Origin of the sequence: Methylobacterium nodulans ORS 2060 (assembly GCF_000022085.1) — a bacterium.
Classification (GTDB): Bacteria; Pseudomonadota; Alphaproteobacteria; order Rhizobiales; family Beijerinckiaceae; genus Methylobacterium; species Methylobacterium nodulans.
Genome location: NC_011894.1, coordinates 7,015,729 through 7,030,565, shown reverse-complemented (window position 1 = coordinate 7,030,565; position 14,837 = coordinate 7,015,729). Strand labels below are relative to the sequence as shown.

General features: G+C 69.7%; 14 protein-coding genes. 7 read left to right on the top strand and 7 right to left on the bottom strand.

The window, feature by feature from the left end; all coding sequences use genetic code 11:
* The first annotated feature begins 19 nt into the window (after positions 1-19).
* Together MNOD_RS32795 and gph are read left to right on the top strand one after the other, a co-directional pair.
* Entirely contained in the window at positions 20-424 is a 405-nt protein-coding gene (locus MNOD_RS32795; RefSeq protein ID WP_015933253.1) for a DUF983 domain-containing protein, read from the top strand.
* Between the two features lie 78 nt (positions 425-502).
* Positions 503-1,261, top strand: coding sequence for a phosphoglycolate phosphatase (gph, locus tag MNOD_RS32790; protein WP_043749857.1), 759 nt, complete (start codon positions 503-505; stop codon positions 1,259-1,261).
* Between the two features lie 354 nt (positions 1,262-1,615).
* On the opposite strand, the gene MNOD_RS32785 is transcribed toward gph, so the two are convergent.
* The 3 genes from MNOD_RS32785 to MNOD_RS32775 are packed head-to-tail and all read right to left on the bottom strand — an operon-like array spanning position 1,616 to position 3,253.
* Positions 1,616-2,224, bottom strand: a complete 609-nt coding sequence (locus MNOD_RS32785; RefSeq protein WP_015933251.1) for a DUF2147 domain-containing protein — start codon at positions 2,222-2,224, stop codon at positions 1,616-1,618.
* A gap of 46 nt (positions 2,225-2,270) precedes the next feature.
* Positions 2,271-2,936 carry a TetR/AcrR family transcriptional regulator gene (locus tag MNOD_RS32780; RefSeq protein WP_015933250.1) on the bottom strand — a complete coding sequence of 222 codons (666 nt, stop codon included), beginning with the start codon at positions 2,934-2,936 and terminating at the stop codon, positions 2,271-2,273.
* Positions 2,933-3,253: a hypothetical protein gene (locus MNOD_RS32775; RefSeq protein ID WP_015933249.1), complete on the bottom strand. Its 321-nt coding sequence runs from the start codon at positions 3,251-3,253 to the stop codon at positions 2,933-2,935. Before MNOD_RS32775 ends, MNOD_RS32780 begins: the two co-directional genes overlap by 4 nt.
* An 82-nt stretch (positions 3,254-3,335) precedes the next feature.
* Between MNOD_RS32775 and MNOD_RS47350 the strand changes: the two genes are divergently transcribed.
* Both MNOD_RS47350 and MNOD_RS32770 read left to right on the top strand, forming a co-directional pair.
* On the top strand, positions 3,336-3,488 hold the full coding sequence (locus MNOD_RS47350; RefSeq protein ID WP_157091614.1) for a hypothetical protein: 153 nt from the start codon (positions 3,336-3,338) through the stop codon (positions 3,486-3,488).
* Between the two features lie 1,178 nt (positions 3,489-4,666).
* Positions 4,667-4,891, top strand: a complete 225-nt coding sequence (locus MNOD_RS32770) for a hypothetical protein (protein ID WP_015933246.1) — start codon at positions 4,667-4,669, stop codon at positions 4,889-4,891.
* 283 nt (positions 4,892-5,174) lie between these two features.
* On the opposite strand, the gene MNOD_RS32765 is transcribed toward MNOD_RS32770, so the two are convergent.
* From MNOD_RS32765 to MNOD_RS32755, 3 genes are all read right to left on the bottom strand, one after another.
* Positions 5,175-7,037, bottom strand: coding sequence for a flagellin N-terminal helical domain-containing protein (locus MNOD_RS32765; RefSeq protein ID WP_015933245.1), 1,863 nt, complete (start codon positions 7,035-7,037; stop codon positions 5,175-5,177).
* Between the two features lie 275 nt (positions 7,038-7,312).
* Positions 7,313-7,795 carry a peroxiredoxin gene (locus MNOD_RS32760; RefSeq protein ID WP_015933244.1) on the bottom strand — a complete coding sequence of 161 codons (483 nt, stop codon included), beginning with the start codon at positions 7,793-7,795 and terminating at the stop codon, positions 7,313-7,315.
* A gap of 121 nt (positions 7,796-7,916) precedes the next feature.
* Positions 7,917-8,792 carry a protein-disulfide reductase DsbD domain-containing protein gene (locus MNOD_RS32755; RefSeq protein WP_015933243.1) on the bottom strand — a complete coding sequence of 292 codons (876 nt, stop codon included), beginning with the start codon at positions 8,790-8,792 and terminating at the stop codon, positions 7,917-7,919.
* Between the two features lie 245 nt (positions 8,793-9,037).
* On the opposite strand from MNOD_RS32755, the gene MNOD_RS32750 reads away from it, so the two are divergent.
* Positions 9,038-9,670: a YqgE/AlgH family protein gene (locus MNOD_RS32750; RefSeq protein ID WP_015933242.1), complete on the top strand. Its 633-nt coding sequence runs from the start codon at positions 9,038-9,040 to the stop codon at positions 9,668-9,670.
* A 334-nt stretch (positions 9,671-10,004) separates the two neighbouring features.
* Here the strand turns inward: MNOD_RS32750 and MNOD_RS32745 are convergent, their stop codons facing one another.
* Positions 10,005-10,949: a hypothetical protein gene (locus MNOD_RS32745; protein ID WP_043752740.1), complete on the bottom strand. Its 945-nt coding sequence runs from the start codon at positions 10,947-10,949 to the stop codon at positions 10,005-10,007.
* A gap of 345 nt (positions 10,950-11,294) precedes the next feature.
* Here MNOD_RS32745 and dnaK point away from each other — a divergent pair, with 345 nt between their 5' ends.
* Complete coding sequence (dnaK, locus tag MNOD_RS32740; protein ID WP_015933240.1) at positions 11,295-13,208, top strand: molecular chaperone DnaK; 1,914 nt, start codon at positions 11,295-11,297, stop codon at positions 13,206-13,208.
* 305 nt (positions 13,209-13,513) lie between these two features.
* Entirely contained in the window at positions 13,514-14,680 is a 1,167-nt protein-coding gene (gene dnaJ / locus MNOD_RS32735; protein ID WP_015933239.1) for a molecular chaperone DnaJ, read from the top strand.
* Positions 14,681-14,837 lie beyond the last annotated feature (157 nt).

Genomic DNA, 14,837 nt, shown 5'->3' with positions numbered 1-14,837 from the left:
CAGTCAGGAACGTGGGACCATGCAAAGATCGACCGATCAATCGTTGCTGTCAGTCGGGCTGCGCTGCCGCTGCCCGCGCTGCGGCGAGGGACGCCTGTTCACCGGCTTCCTCACCCTGAAGCCGCAGTGCGAGGCCTGCGGTCTGGATTACAGCTTCGCGGACCCGGCCGACGGCCCCGCCTTCTTCATCATGATGACGATGGCCTTCCCGGTCACCGCCTTCGGGATCTGGCTGGAGCTTGCCTGCAATCCGCCGCTCTGGATCCATGCGGTCGTGACGCTTCCGCTGCTCCTGCTGACCTGCGTGCCGGTCATCCGGCCACTGAAGGGGCTCTTCATCGCCAGCCAGTACATCAACAAGGCCGAGGAGGGACGCTTCGCGGTTCCGGGCGCGTCCACCGCCCGGCCCGGGACGAGAGGCTGACGGGATTCGCGTCCTGCCGCCCGGATCGTACTCTCGATGCGAGCCCCGCGAGGCCCCTGGGCCGTGCAGAAGAGCCGAATGACCATCGACCGCGCGCGACACCGCACCGATGCGGTTCTCCTCGATCTGGACGGCACCCTGGTCGACAGCCTGCGGGACCTCACGGAGGCCCTGAATGCCGTGCTCACCGGGGAGGGGCTGCCATCCGTCAGCCTTGCCCAGACGCGCGCCATGGTCGGCGATGGCGCCGGCAAGCTCGTCGAGCGCGCCTTGCAGGCGACGGGCGGAGACCCGGCTCGCGCGCATGAGCTCGTGCCACGCTTCCTCACCCTCTACGAGCCGATCGCCTCCAGGCACACTCGCCCGTATCCCGGCGTCGTCGAGACCCTCGGGTCGCTCTCCGAGGCCGGCTTCGCGCTCGCCGTCGTGACCAACAAGCCCGTGCGGGCCACGCGCATCGTCCTCGACGGCCTGGGCCTGGCGCCCTTCATCGGCGCGGTGATCGGTGGCGATACCCTGGCGCAGCGCAAGCCGGATCCGGCCCCCCTGCGGGCGGCCTTGCGTCAGCTTCGCGTCCCGCCGGGGCGAGCCGTGATGGTGGGAGACAACCACCACGATGTCGAAGCGGCCCGGGCCGCAGGGGTCGCCGCCATCGCGGTGTCGTATGGCTATGCCCACCGTCCGCCGCACGATCTCGGAGCCGACGCGGTGATCGACGATTTCGCGGAGCTGCCTGCCGCGCTCATCCGGATCTGGCCGCGCGGGACCGCCCGGCTCTCCGCGGCGAGCGCTTCGGCCGCCTGGACCTCGGCCAGGACGGTGCGGACCCGCTCGTAGAAAAGACGCATGCCGTGCAGGCGGGCGTCCTGCTGCTGGTCCTTTCGGCGGCAGGAGGCGTCGGCCAGATCCTGACCCGCTGGGCCACGGCGCTCGGCGCGACCGTCATCGGCACGACCGGATCCCCGCAGAAGCGCGACGCGGCGCTGGCGGCCGGCTGCAAGGCAGTGGTGGACCTCAAACGACGCCGATTGGCCGCGGGCGTTCCTGGAGGCGACCGGAGGACGCAAGGCGCGCATCGGTTCACGACCGGCCGGCCCGCGCGAGGGGGGGCGTGCGCAGGCCGGCCGGTGTACCGCGCGCCCGCGGACGGGCTGCGCGATGGCGAGCGGCACCGGACCCGGTGCCGCATTCCTATCGCGTCGGAGCGGGTGGGCCGTCGGGACGGGGCCTCCGAGCCGGAGCCGGAACCGCTCCCGTGGCCGCCGGCTTGGCGGCCCATTCGGGATCCGCGCGCGGACCGCCGGCCGCGTCCGTCGCGCCCTGGAGCTGTCCGGGCGCCACATCCGTCACCCGCTTCCAGGCCTGCGAGCCGCAGAACACCGCCAGCATGCAGCCCTTCACCGACAGCTCGGTCGGCCGCTCGCTCCAGACGGTCACGTCATAGGACTTGCCGTTGTCGCCATTGTAGATCTTGCCCTCGAACCGTCCTTCCTCGTTCGGCGCGAGCCCGAGGAGCATCTGATGGCCGAGCAGGGGCCGCGCCTGCTTGCCCGGATCCGGGTTGAACTGGTCGAGGCGCGGCCGTCCCTGGTCGTCGAGCGGCTTCTTGGCCCAGACGATGTAGCCGCACAGGTGGGTATGGCGCGGCCCGCAATGCTCGGTGCGCACCCGGGCGCGACCATCCTCGGTCAGCCAGGTGCCGGTCGGATCGGCCGCCGCCGCCGGGCCCGGCCTCATCGCGGCGAGGGCCATGACGCCGACCAGCGCGGCCGCGGCAAGGCGAGGGGTGACAGAGGTCATCGGGACTCCTCCTGAGGAAGCCGGGCGGGAACGGCGAGTCCTGACTCTAGCGGGCCCCGCCCATGGCGGGATGGGATATCGCTGCCTCGGCCGGCTCGTCGCGCGACAGGGCCGGCAGGCGGCCGGCCAAGCCCGCCTCGAGTTGAGCGCGGAGCTGCGCGACCGCCGGGGCCGGGTCGTAGTCGGGCAGCAGGGCCCGATTGACCATGATGCCCTTCATCAGAGGATTGATCGCCGCATACAACGCGGCCGGGTCGCAGTCCGGCGCGGTGGCCAGCCTCGCGAGCGTCTGGACGAACCAGCCGCGCGCCTCTTCCTCACTCCGGTCCACCATGGCGGCAATGCCGGGATTGCGGGTGGCCTCCGACCAGATGTCGAGGCGCAGCACCGCCGTCCCGCGGGTGACCTGCGCGAAGTAGCGCTCGATGATGCCCATGAGCGCCCCACGCCGGTCGCCGGCCCGCTCCATCTCCGCGACGAGGGCGGCGCCGCGCTCCCGCTCGCGCTCGGCAAGGCCGAGGACGACGTCCTCCTTCGAGGCGAAGTAGCGGTAGATGTTGGCCGGGCTCATCGCCGCCTCGCGGGCGATGTCCTGCATGGTGGCGCGATGGAAGCCGCTGCGGACGAAGCAGGCCTCGGCGGCATCGAGGATATGCTCGCGCCGCGTCGTGCCCCCCTTCGCCTCGGCGACGGTGCCGGCCGCCACGCTCATGATGAGAGCCTTCCGGATTCCGCGAAGGGGCCGACGCGGCCCGCGTCATGCGTGGTCCGGACCGCGCTGCAGGATCGGGGCTGCAGCTCCAGATCGGCGCAGAGGCGCGCCTGCCACCCGGCCGATCCGGTGCCGGTCCAGCCGATGAGCGCCAGCCATCCGGCCGCCACGAGGACGGCAAGGACGAGGTTCGCCGGTGAGCACAGCGCGAGGAGACCCGTCGGGAAATCGGGCGCCCGGTATCCAGCGGTCCCGCGACACGGGCGGCGCGCTCCGAGCGCAGACCCCATCCGGCAGCCCTGCTGAGATCGACCCATGGTCAGCTCCTCTGCCTCGCCGGGGATAATGAATGTTCATTCTCCTGTCAATGAACGTTCATTCACCCCACTGGAAGCCAACGTGCTCTTCGCGGCCGGCGGGATCGGCTGCCTTCTGTTCAGCCGCGGCGAGCGCGAGGAGCAGGGCCTGCGCGCCGCCCTCTACCGGATCCTCGGTGTGGCCGTGCCGGCCCTGGCGGTTCCGCTCGTGCTGACGGTCCTCGTCGCCCCGTGACGCCCCGGCCCCGCGCGGCCGATCTCGCACGCAGAGACATACCTGACCCTGCGGGCGCAATGGTCCCCACATATCGCGAGGCTTGCCCCAGCCATGGCGTATCAGGCGGAAGAGATCGAGACGGATGGCCGCGAGCCGGTTCGCCTCCGGTGAGGGCGCGACCCCGAACGCGATGCGCCGCCGGGGGGCGCCCCGGATGGTGATGGCCAGGGACCGATGAGATCACCCCCGGTCCTCACTGAACCGAAGCTTCGCGCCTTGGCCGCTGCGGAGGCTTAGTCCAACTCAAGTCGCGCCCGCCCTCCGGCATCAGCCGTTCTGTATAGGCCGGCAGTAGGTGCGGCTTAGGTCGAACAGCATCGCCATCTGCCGGAACTACCAAGATCACACCGACACCCAGCACTCCGACGCTCAGGGCATCAACAACCCAACGTGGTATCCCCCAGTGATTCAGTAGTACTGATGCTGTAATTGTGACGCTGACAACGCCTACGACCTGATACCACATCTGCCCACGCTCCCGGCGAGCGGGCACAGATCACGCAGACTTTGCCGATTTCAAGGCGTCCCTCAAGGTGCCGCCGCGGATCTACTGCGGAAACAGGGCGTCCGCACGGACTTCATGGGGGAGGGCCGGCGGTGTGTTGAGGAGGCGCCGGACAGGTCGATCCTGCCTCGGGGCCCAAGATGCTGCCGCGCATGCTCACGCATCGGGCCGTCGATCCATCTCGACTTGTCGACGCCAAGCCAGAGGTTTGCGAAGAGACTTGGCGACAATTCGAGAGCATAACCAACGGTCATTGAAAATGACTGTTGGTATCATCCCTCAGGGTCAGCCCGGCTGGTGGTGAACGTCCGGCGCCGCGCGGCTGCACGCAAGCGGCCACGTCGATCCATTATCCATAAACATCATCAATCCGTTGATCAGCAACGATGTCGGATCCGCCGACACGCCGTGGCAGCGCGGCAGCCGAGGCCCGACCTCCATCCGTAACGACACGATGACTGTCGAGCTGATCTGGTTCGACCGCAGGCGTCCATGCCCGATGCCCGACCGCAAGGCCTGCAAGACCGTTCGGGAAGGCCCGCTAGCAAGAGATGGGCCCGTTTGCTGCAGGTAAGTGCCCGCCTGTGCGGTCCATGCTCTACGACCGCATGAGCAAGCTGGAGAGAGCAGGATGCAGGTGCTCGACGCCTACAACGTCTTTCGCCGCAGGGAGAAACCCGCGCTCCGCTGCGCCGTCCGCCAGGATCGCCCCGTGCCGAATTTCATCCGTGGTGATGCGTGGGAGTTCGCGGGGATCGCCCACACCGCTGATCCGCCGGCCGGGTTCAAGTCCAGAGCCGCCAGGGAGGCGACCTCACGGGCAGGCTACTACCTGTTTTATGCGTTGAACAGTTGAGAGGGATGGCAGCGGGCCGGGCTTGAGAGCAGCTTGCCGACCCGGCCCGCCGGTGACGCTGTGGCGGTTCTTCGGTGCTGGAGGAGACTGGCAGCGCCACGCCCCCTGTGTGGTCTTGGCCTGGAAAGCTGTCTTTCACGCAAGTTGAGCGTGGCCGAAGGCCGCCTCGGCCTCTCGGCCTCTCGGCCGCCGCCGCCACGGGCTCGGCGCCGCTGCCCTTGACCTCCAAGCAAAACGGCCGGAGCGCCCCCCGGCCGCCTGAGCGTCGAATCCGACCGATCGATCAGCGCAGGAGCTGCAGAACGCCCTGCTGCGCCTGGTTGGCCAGCGACAGCGCCGAGATGCCGAGCGAGTTGCGGGTCGCGAGGGCCTGCGAGTTCGCCGCCTCCTCGTTGAGGTCCGCGTTCGTCAGGTTGGCCGCGCCCGTGTCGAGCACGTTGATGATCTGCTTGGTGAACTCCTGCCGGTTCTGCACCACCGCGAGGTTCGCGCCGAGCGACGAGGCCTGGTTCTTGAGGGTGCTGACGGCCGTGTTGATCGTCGTCAGCACCTTGTTGATCGCGTTGGTCTCCAGGAAGTTGTTCTGGCCGACTGCCGACAGGCCGAGATTGGCCGCCGACACATTCGTTCCCGTCACCGACAGCGACGAGGTGCTCTTCTCGTTGAAGTTGATCTTCAGGGTGTCGCCGGCGAGCAGGTTGACGCCGTTGAACCCGGAATCGGCGGCGAGCTGGTCGATCTGCGACAGCAGGCTGTTGTAGGTGGTCACGAGGCCGTTGCGCGCCGTCAGGCCGTCACCGCCGATCATGGCGGTTGAGGTGCCGGAGTTGAACGGGTTGTTCGACCCGGTGGCGAGCAGCGTCAGGCTCTCGGCGCCGGCCTCGTTGGTGGTCGTGATCTTGAGCTGACCGGTCGAGACGTCGAGCGAGGCCTGCGCGTTGGCAGGCGCGAGCGCGGCGTTGAGCTGCGTCAGGTTCGAGATCTGGCCCGCCGCGGTGCCGAAGGTCAGGGACATGGCCGGGCCGCTGCCGACCTGCACAGAGATCGTCTTGCTGTCGAGCTGGCTCTTGGTGAAGGTCGTCCCGGTCGTCGAACCCTGGCCGGCACCGAAAGACTTGGTGGTAAAGCCGAGATTGCTCACCTTCGAGGTCGCCGTACCACCGTCGCCGAGGGCGATCGTGGTGGCCGAGTCGGTGGCCGCGAAGTTGAATTTCCGGTTGGCGGCGTCGTAGGTGGCGGACACGGCCCCGCCGGTCGCGACGCTGACCTTTTGGGCGAGCGAGGTGAGCGTGTCGGTGCGGGCGATCGAGATGGTCTGACCGTTGACCGTGAAGTTGTCGCCGACGTGAAAGCCGAGGCCGGTGGCGAGCGAGGTCGCGGTCGGAACGAAGGTGCCGGCCGCCGTGGTGGGCGATGCGCCGAACAGGGCCTGCGTCCCCGAATCCGTGCCGATCGTGAAGGCGCCGCCGTCACTCGTGCCCGTTGCGACGATGAAGTTGCCGCTTGCGGCCACGGTTACGGCCGAGCCGACTGCTTTCAGCTGCGTGTTGATCGAGTTGACGAGCGCGGTCTGGCTGACGTCGTCAACGCCCTTGTTCAGGGTGATCTTGACGTCATCGATCGTCACCGTGGCGGAGTTGCTGGAGCCGAAGAGCGCAGCGTCGATGGCCGCGGTGGTGCTGACGTCGACGGTTCCGGTGACGGTCTGAGCAGTTGCGCCCGCGGCTGCGCCGATGGCGTTGTCGCCCACCGCCGTGGTCGGCCCCACCGACAGGAGGTTCGAGGCCGTCGCCCCGGAGAGCGCGATCGAGGCGATGCTGGCCTTGGCCGTGAAGGCATTGGCAGAGGCGAGCGCCTGCTGAGCGACCGACTTCAGCTGATCGGTCAGGCCCTGCAGCTTGGTGATGCCGGTATTGGCCGCCTGAATGGTCTGGATGCCGTTCGAGACGCCGTCGAGCAGGGCGGTCAGCCCCGAGGACCGCGCCGTCAACCCATCCGCCGTGAAGAAGTTCGTCGGATTGTCGAGGGCCGTGTTGACCTTCTTGCCCGTCGCCAGGCGGTTCTGGGTCGTGGCGAGGAGGCTGGCGGTGTCCTGCAGCGACAGCAGGTTCTGGCGCGTCGCGGCCGAGAGGGTGATGGACGACATCCGGGTAGATCCTGTTGATCTCGACGCCCTCCGCTTTTGAGGGCGCCGGCAGTTGGCGCCGGAAGCCGTTGCTCAGTCCCTAATGCGATCGATGGATTATTCCACCATCCGCCAACATCGTCCGCAGAGTTAATGGCCCGTGAATGCGGAGAATCCGCCACCACGCGAAGACAGGGCGATGCTTGCGCGAATCATCCCCCGGCCGCACCGCCGGACCGGGCGGCGAGGGGGCGGGACCACCTCTCCCGCCCCAATCGTCGCCCGGGTGCCGCGGCTCAGAGGGACTTGAGGAGCGTCTCGGCGCCGGAGACCTCGGCCTTCGAGGGGGAGTCCTCGACGTTGAGGGCGCGCACCACGCCGTCATCGACCAGCATCGCGTAGCGCTTGGAGCGCACGCCGAGGCCGAACCCGGCGCCGTCCATGTCGAGGCCGATCGCCTTGGCGAAATCCCCGTTGCCGTCGGCCAGGAACTCGATGCCCTCGGCGCCCGCCGCCTTCGACCACGCATCGAGGACGAAGACGTCGTTGACCGAGGTCACCGCGATCGCGTCGACCCCGCGCGAGAGGATCTCGGCGCGCCTGGCGACGTAGCCCGGCAGGTGATTGCGGTGGCAGGTGGGCGTGAAGGCGCCCGGAACGGCGACCAGCACCACCCGGCGGCCCTTGAACACGTCGTCGGTGGTCTTCGCCGCCGGTCCGTCCGCCGTCATGACGCGGAAGGTCGCCTGGGGCAGGTGATCGCCTACCTGGATGGTCATCGTGCTCTCCCGATCGGTGAGGGCCGACCGGCGGCGCCTGCCGCCCGGTCGCCTGAGCCTCCGCTCCTGTGCCGGGCCCGGGCGGGCGACCGTCCCGCCGCGTCTGGGCCGCGGCCGCTGCTTAGCGCGACCATTCCCGGGTGTCGAGGTTCGCCTCGGTTGTCACGGGGCGCTGGCCCGGGCTCGCCAGGATCAGGCTCAGGGGCAGCCGATCGGCTCCCGCGGGCGGGCGCTCCAGGACGGGGATGCGGAACAGCACGGTCCCGGGCGCCTCGGGCAGGGGCCGGGGCGGGGGCAGCAGCAGCCAGCCGGGCGGGGCGGAAACGAAGAGATCCGCCCGGTCCCCGCTCGGCACCCGGACGCGCACGGCCACGAAGAGCCGGCCGGCGAGCCCCGGCCGCTCGGGCACGGCGCCCAGCACCGTGAGCGGCCCCTCGCCCAGGCGAACGGGCCGCGGCGAGGCGGCCACCGCCTCCGCCACCTGCGGGTCGCCGACCGCGGCGGTATCCGCCGGCAGGGTCAGCGAGAGGTCCGCCCGCACCGGGATGCAGATGTCGTTGCACACGCCGTAATCGAGGCGAAGCCGCAGGGCGACCGGGCTGCGCGGATCGGCCGGCACCACCCGCAGCGGCAGCACGACGCGGTCCTCGTAGCCGAACACGACGTCGCCCGCCTCCGTCATGCGCCGCGGCACCGGCCAGAGCACGTCGACGGCGGCGGCATTGCGGGAGGCGGACCAATCGACAGCGGGCGGCATCCCGGCCTCGCCCGGATCGCGCCAGAAGGTCTTGAAGCCGCGGTCGAGCAGGATCTCAAGGCCCGCATAGCGCACCCCGTCCGCCTGGCCGCCCGGGACGAGCCGCGCGCGGGCATGAAGGCCGGTCGCCCAGGCCGAGGCCGCCCGCGCCGGCGACGAGGCCAGCGCGGCGAGCGCAGCGGCGAGCGGGAAGACGCCGAGGCGGGCGGCCCGGCACCGCCCGAAAGCAGAGAGGGTCATGGCCTTGTCGTCCGCACTCGGTCGTCCGCAATCCCGTAATACGCGGCATGCCGGACCACGCCACGCGCGCCGAATCGTACCAGCAGGAATCGGACCAATGCGAGAAACGATCGTGTGACTCTCCGCGATCCATGGGGCCGCCGAACCATGAGGCGCCGATTCATGGGGCCGCCGCGGCGTCGTTCCACGCCCCCCCGGTCGGTTTCGAGGATGGACATTGCCGGGCCGGGGCGTAGCATGCTGTCATGCGCATGCGATCCGACCCTCACGAGACGACGGTGCCGGGCGAGAGGCCCGCGGCGAGCTACCTCGATGGTCAGCTCCTGGTGGCCATGCCCGGCATGACCGACGAGCGCTTCGCCCGGTCGGTGATCTATCTCTGCGCGCATTCCGCCGAGGGGGCGATGGGCATCATCGTCAACAAGCCGGCGGCGGACCTCAACATGCCCGACCTCCTGGTCCAGCTCGACATCATCCGCCAGGACGACGCCATCCGGCTGCCGATCCGGGTCGGGCACATGCCGGTGCTGATGGGCGGCCCGGTGGAATCGAGCCGCGGCTTCGTCCTGCACTCGCCCGATTTCCACATCGACCAGTCGACGCTGCTGATCGACGACGGCATCTGCCTCACCGCCACCGTCGAGATCCTGCGGGCGATCGCGGCCGGGACGGGCCCGCGCGACGCGGTGCTGGCGCTTGGCTACGCGGGCTGGCAGGCGGGGCAGCTCGAGAGCGAGATCCAGGCCAACGGCTGGCTGCACTGCCCGGCGGATCCGGACCTCATCTTCAACACGGCGCTCGACGCCAAGTACGACCGCGCCCTGCGGGCGATCGGGATCGAGCCCGCCATGCTCTCGACGAGCGCCGGGCACGCCTGAGCCCGCACCGGCCCGCTCCCTCTTTCCGGGCCCGTTCGGGCCTGCACGACTGGAGCGCCAGCGGAAGGAGATCTGGGACCCAGCATGAGGACGTGCCGCGAAGCGGCTCCGCTTGCCTCCAACGTGGCTGACAAGCGGGCGCTGCGCGACGTCTTCTGCTGGGTCCCGGGTCGCATTCCGCTGCCGCTGCATGCGCCCGGGACAGGGGGGAGCGGACGAGGTGACGCCGGGCGGGCCGATCGATGATCGTCGCTGGACGCGTCGGGCGGATGCCGGCTTCAGGTGCCGCGCAGGCTCGATGATCCGCTCTCCGAACCATCATCCGGAAACCGGATCACTCCTGCTGCGGATCGAAGCCCGGATTCATGCCCTCCACGGGCGGAGGACGGCGCCGGGGCGCGCGCGGGGCATTGCTCGCGGTCGGGGCCGCGCTCGTGCTGAGGCCGAGCCGCGTGGCGAGGGAGAGCACCCGGCCCTCCGTGAAGCGCAGGTGGCAGAAGCCATGTACACCCTCGCGCGCATAGGCGCGGCACATCTGCTCCCGGTCGGACGAGAAGGCCGCCTGCTCGGCGACGATGGGGCGGACGTCCTCGCGCTTGGCGCGCTGCGTCATCACCTTGTAGTTCTCACGCACGGCCCGGTCGGCGGCGCCGCGGGCGGTGTCGAATTCCTGGGCGCGCGGCACCAGCGCGGCGGCGCCGGGTCCCCACAGGCCCTTCGGGGTGGTGGCGCAATCCGCCGCCTGGAAGACGCAGATATCGGGCTCGGTCAGCGGCGTGACCAGCACGCTGCCCTCCAGGATCTCCATCCGCAGCGGACAGACCGGATCGGAGGAGGCGAGTCGGGTCACGCCGTTCGGCCGGCCCTGATCGGCCAGGGGGAGCGGAGCCCCGGTGTTGAGGGGGACGCGGCAGGATTCCGTCGGCTGCGAGACCTTGGTGCCCTGGAGGGTGATGCGGGCGGTGAGCCCGCCGCCCTGCGCCCGTTCGAGCCGCAGGGAGCCCGCGGCCCCGTTCTGCTGCAGGTCCTGGCCGATGGCGCTGTCGTCGTTCGGCGCCCGGATCACCACGGGCTTCGGCGGCGGAGGCGGGGCGGCCGGGCGGGGCTCCGCCGGGGGCACGTCGACCGGCGCGCCGGGCGGGGCGACCCGGGGCGCGGGCTGCGCGGGTGGCCGGGCCGCCCGTCCGATGCCGAACAGCTCCTCGAAGAAGGACTGGGCCGAGGCCGGGGCGGGCAGGACCGCCACCGCGAGGGCGAGGAGGAGGCGGGTCGGGGGCATCAGGCTCCAACAGGCGAAACGCGCGAAGACCGACATTACCATGCGCGACGTGGCGCGGACGTGGCAAGGCCGCAACATTCTCGTGGCGCCTTGGCCGGAAACGGGAATTCGGGTTGACGGGGCGATACGCGGGCGGGCCGTCTCGCCGCGGCGGGGCTTCGCCTTGCGAGCCTATCACGGCGTTCTTATATCGCGTCCGGCGCGGGCGCCGCCATCGACCCTCATCCCCCCGAGGTCTGGACGGATCCCGCCCGGCTGAACGATTTTCGTCACCTGTAGCACCATGGGCCGAGCTGCTTCGGGGCTCGGCGGTCTGCTTAAAAAACACCAACGAGGGATCCCACCATGGGTAAAGTCATCGGTATCGACCTTGGCACCACGAACAGCTGCGTGGCCGTGATGGAAGGCACGCAGCCCAAGGTCATCGAGAACGCGGAGGGTGCGCGCACCACCCCGTCGATCGTCGCCTTCACGGATGACGGCGAGCGGCTCGTCGGCCAGCCGGCCAAGCGCCAGGCGGTCACCAACCCCTCCCGCACCTTCTTCGCCATCAAGCGCCTCATCGGCCGCACCTACGACGACCCGATGACGCAGAAGGACAAGGGCCTCGTCCCCTACGCGATCACCCGCGCGGGCAACGGCGACGCCTGGGTCGCGGCGGACGGCAAGCAGTTCTCGCCCTCGCAGATCTCCGCCTTCACGCTCCAGAAGATGAAGGAGACGGCCGAGTCGTATCTGGGCCAGCCGGTCACGCAGGCGGTCATCACGGTTCCGGCCTACTTCAACGACGCCCAGCGCCAGGCCACCAAGGATGCCGGCAAGATCGCCGGCCTCGAGGTGCTGCGCATCATCAACGAGCCCACCGCCGCCGCGCTCGCCTACGGCCTCGACAAGAGGAAGTCCGGCGTGATCGCGGTCTACGACCTCGGCGGCGGCACCTTCGACGTGTCGATCCTGGAGATCGGCGACGGCGTGTTCGAGGTGAAGTCGACGAACGGCGACACCTTCCTGGGCGGTGAGGACTTCGACAACCGGATCGTCGAGTACCTCGCGGCCGAGTTCAAGCGCGAGCAGGGCATCGACCTGACCAAGGACAAGCTCGCCCTGCAGCGCCTGAAGGAGGCGGCCGAGAAGGCCAAGATCGAGCTCTCCTCGGCGACCCAGACCGAGATCAACCTGCCCTACATCACGGCCGACGCGTCCGGCCCGAAGCACCTCGCGCTCAAGCTCAGCCGCGCGAAGTTCGAGTCGCTCGTCGACGACCTGATCCAGCGCACCATCGAGCCCTGCCGCAAGGCGCTCAAGGATGCGGGCGTCTCGGCGAACGAGATCGACGAGGTGGTGCTGGTCGGCGGCATGACCCGCATGCCGAAGATCCAGGACGTGGTGAAGACCTTCTTCGGCAAGGAGCCCCACAAGGGCGTCAACCCGGACGAGGTCGTGGCGATCGGCGCCGCCGTGCAGGCAGGCGTGCTCCAGGGCGACGTCAAGGACGTGCTGCTCCTCGACGTGACCCCGCTCTCCCTCGGCATCGAGACGCTGGGCGGCGTGTTCACCCGGCTCATCGACCGCAACACCACCATCCCGACCAAGAAGTCGCAGGTCTTCTCGACGGCGGAGGACAACCAGAACGCGGTCACCATCCGGGTCTTCCAGGGTGAGCGCGAGATGGCGGCCGACAACAAGCTGCTCGGCCAGTTCGACCTCGTCGGCATTCCGCCGGCCCCGCGCGGCGTGCCGCAGATCGAGGTGACCTTCGACATCGACGCGAACGGCATCGTCAACGTCACGGCCAAGGACAAGGCCACCGGCAAGGAGCACCAGATCCGCATCCAGGCCTCGGGCGGCCTGTCCGAGACCGAGATCCAGCGGATGGTGCAGGAGGCCGAGGCCAACGCGGCCGAGGACAAGAAGCGCCGCGAGCTCGTCGAGGTGAAGAACCAGGGCGAGAGCCTGATCCACGCCACCGAGAAGTCGGTGAAGGAGTACGGCGACAAGGTCTCGGAGGCCGACAAGGCCGGCATCACCACGGCCATCGACGCGCTCCGCCAGGCGCTCGCCGGCGAGGATGTCGAGACCATCAAGGCCCGCACCACGGACCTGATGCAGGCCTCGATGAAGCTCGGCGAGGCCATGTATGCGGCGAGCCAGGGCGCCGGCCCGGAGGCCGGAGCCGATCAGGCGCAGGCCAAGAAGGACGACGTCATCGACGCCGATTTCCAGGAAGTCGACGACAAGGACCAGAAGAAGCGGGCCTGATCCTCGGGTCCGGCGCGGCCGGGGTTCGCCCCGGCCGCGCGCGATTCTTGCGTCATACCAACGGGCCTTGAAAAGGACCGTTGGTTCCGGTCTCGGATTCTCGCCAAGCCTCTGATGAAGCCTTTGGCTTGGTGTCGAAAATTCGAGATGGGTCAACGGCCCGATGCGGCAGCACCCGCTGCGCCAGCAGCCTGGGCCGTTGGTATCAGCGGATAAGACCGGCACGGTCCCCGGCGCCCGAGGCGGCGGGGGCCGTGCGCGTATGGCCTAAGGGTTCAGGCCCGGAGGGGCGAGGGCGACGGGGAATGTCGAAGCGCGACTATTACGAGGTGCTGGGCGTCGCCAGGACGGCGGGCGAGGGCGAGCTGAAATCGGCCTTCCGCAAGCTCGCCATGGCCTACCACCCCGACCGGAACCCGGGAGACAAGGAAGCCGAGATCAAGTTCAAGGAGGTCAACGAGGCCTACCAGACGCTCTCGGACGGCCAGAAGCGCGCCGCCTACGACCGTTTCGGCCATGCCGCCTTCTCGCAAGGCGCGGGGGGACCGGGCGGGCCGGGCTTCGGCGCCGACTTCGGCGACTTCATGTCGGACATCTTCGACACCTTCTTCGGCGATGCCCGGGCGGGCGGCGCGGCCGGCGCCCGGGGCGGCCGCGCCGGCGGCCGGGAGCGCGGTGCGGATCTGCGCTACAACCTGGAGATCACGCTGGAGGAGGCCTTCACGGGCAAGACCGAGACGATCCGGCTGCCCACCTCCGTCACCTGCGAGGTCTGCGCGGGCTCGGGCGCCAAGGCCGGCTCGAAGCCCCGCACCTGCCCGACCTGCGGCGGCTATGGCCGGGTGCGGGCCGCCCAGGGGTTCTTCGCCATCGAGCGGACCTGCCCGAACTGCCATGGCCGGGGCGAGATCATCGACGATCCCTGCACGGCCTGCGGCGGCGCCGGCCGGGTCACCCGGGAGCGCACGCTCTCGGTCAACGTGCCGGCGGGCGTCGACGACGGCCTGCGCATCCGGCTCGCCGGCGAGGGCGAGTCGGGCCTGCGCGGGGGGCCGGCGGGCGACCTCTACATCTTCCTGTCGATCAAGCCCCATCCGTTCTTCCAGCGCGACGGGGCCGACCTGTTCTGCCGCGTGCCGATCTCCATGGTAACGGCGGCGCTGTCGGGCGAGATCACCGTGCCGGTGATCGACGGCTCGCACACCACCGTGCGGATCCCGGCCGGGACCCAGACCAACAAGCAGTTCCGCCTGAAGGGCAAGGGCATGCCGGTGCTGCGCTCGCGCGACGTCGGCGACCTCTACATCCAGGTCTTCGTCGAGACGCCCCAGAACCTCACCAAGCGCCAGCGCGAGCTCCTGCAGGAGTTCGACCAGCACGGCAGCCAGGCCGACAACCATCCGGAGAGCGCCGGCTTCTTCTCGCGGGTGAAGGAGTTCTTCGACGGCCTGAGCGGGTCCGGGCGCGCCTGAGGCGATCGGCCATGAACCGGGGGGCTTGACGCGCGTTTCACGCGCGGCCCTGCGGGAAAGCGCCCTCCGGCGCCGGAGTCGAATTCTCAAGCCGGCTCCAGGCTTGACGGCCGCGCCCCTTTGGTCGAGAGCCGTTTCTCAATCGTCCGCGTGATTT

What these genes read in the sequence shown, in the direction of transcription:
- MNOD_RS32795 (WP_015933253.1), top strand. Translation starts at nt 20, where the DNA reads ATGCAAAGATCGACCGATCAATCGTTGCTGTCAGTCGGGCTGCGCTGC.
- gph (WP_043749857.1), top strand. Translation starts at nt 503, where the DNA reads ATGACCATCGACCGCGCGCGACACCGCACCGATGCGGTTCTCCTCGAT.
- MNOD_RS32785 (WP_015933251.1), bottom strand. Translation starts at nt 2,224, where the DNA reads ATGACCTCTGTCACCCCTCGCCTTGCCGCGGCCGCGCTGGTCGGCGTC.
- MNOD_RS32780 (WP_015933250.1), bottom strand. Translation starts at nt 2,936, where the DNA reads ATGAGCGTGGCGGCCGGCACCGTCGCCGAGGCGAAGGGGGGCACGACG.
- MNOD_RS32775 (WP_015933249.1), bottom strand. Translation starts at nt 3,253, where the DNA reads ATGGGTCGATCTCAGCAGGGCTGCCGGATGGGGTCTGCGCTCGGAGCG.
- MNOD_RS32770 (WP_015933246.1), top strand. Translation starts at nt 4,667, where the DNA reads ATGCAGGTGCTCGACGCCTACAACGTCTTTCGCCGCAGGGAGAAACCC.
- MNOD_RS32765 (WP_015933245.1), bottom strand. Translation starts at nt 7,037, where the DNA reads ATGTCGTCCATCACCCTCTCGGCCGCGACGCGCCAGAACCTGCTGTCG.
- MNOD_RS32760 (WP_015933244.1), bottom strand. Translation starts at nt 7,795, where the DNA reads ATGACCATCCAGGTAGGCGATCACCTGCCCCAGGCGACCTTCCGCGTC.
- MNOD_RS32755 (WP_015933243.1), bottom strand. Translation starts at nt 8,792, where the DNA reads ATGACCCTCTCTGCTTTCGGGCGGTGCCGGGCCGCCCGCCTCGGCGTC.
- MNOD_RS32750 (WP_015933242.1), top strand. Translation starts at nt 9,038, where the DNA reads ATGCGCATGCGATCCGACCCTCACGAGACGACGGTGCCGGGCGAGAGG.
- MNOD_RS32745 (WP_043752740.1), bottom strand. Translation starts at nt 10,949, where the DNA reads ATGCCCCCGACCCGCCTCCTCCTCGCCCTCGCGGTGGCGGTCCTGCCC.
- dnaK (WP_015933240.1), top strand. Translation starts at nt 11,295, where the DNA reads ATGGGTAAAGTCATCGGTATCGACCTTGGCACCACGAACAGCTGCGTG.
- dnaJ (WP_015933239.1), top strand. Translation starts at nt 13,514, where the DNA reads ATGTCGAAGCGCGACTATTACGAGGTGCTGGGCGTCGCCAGGACGGCG.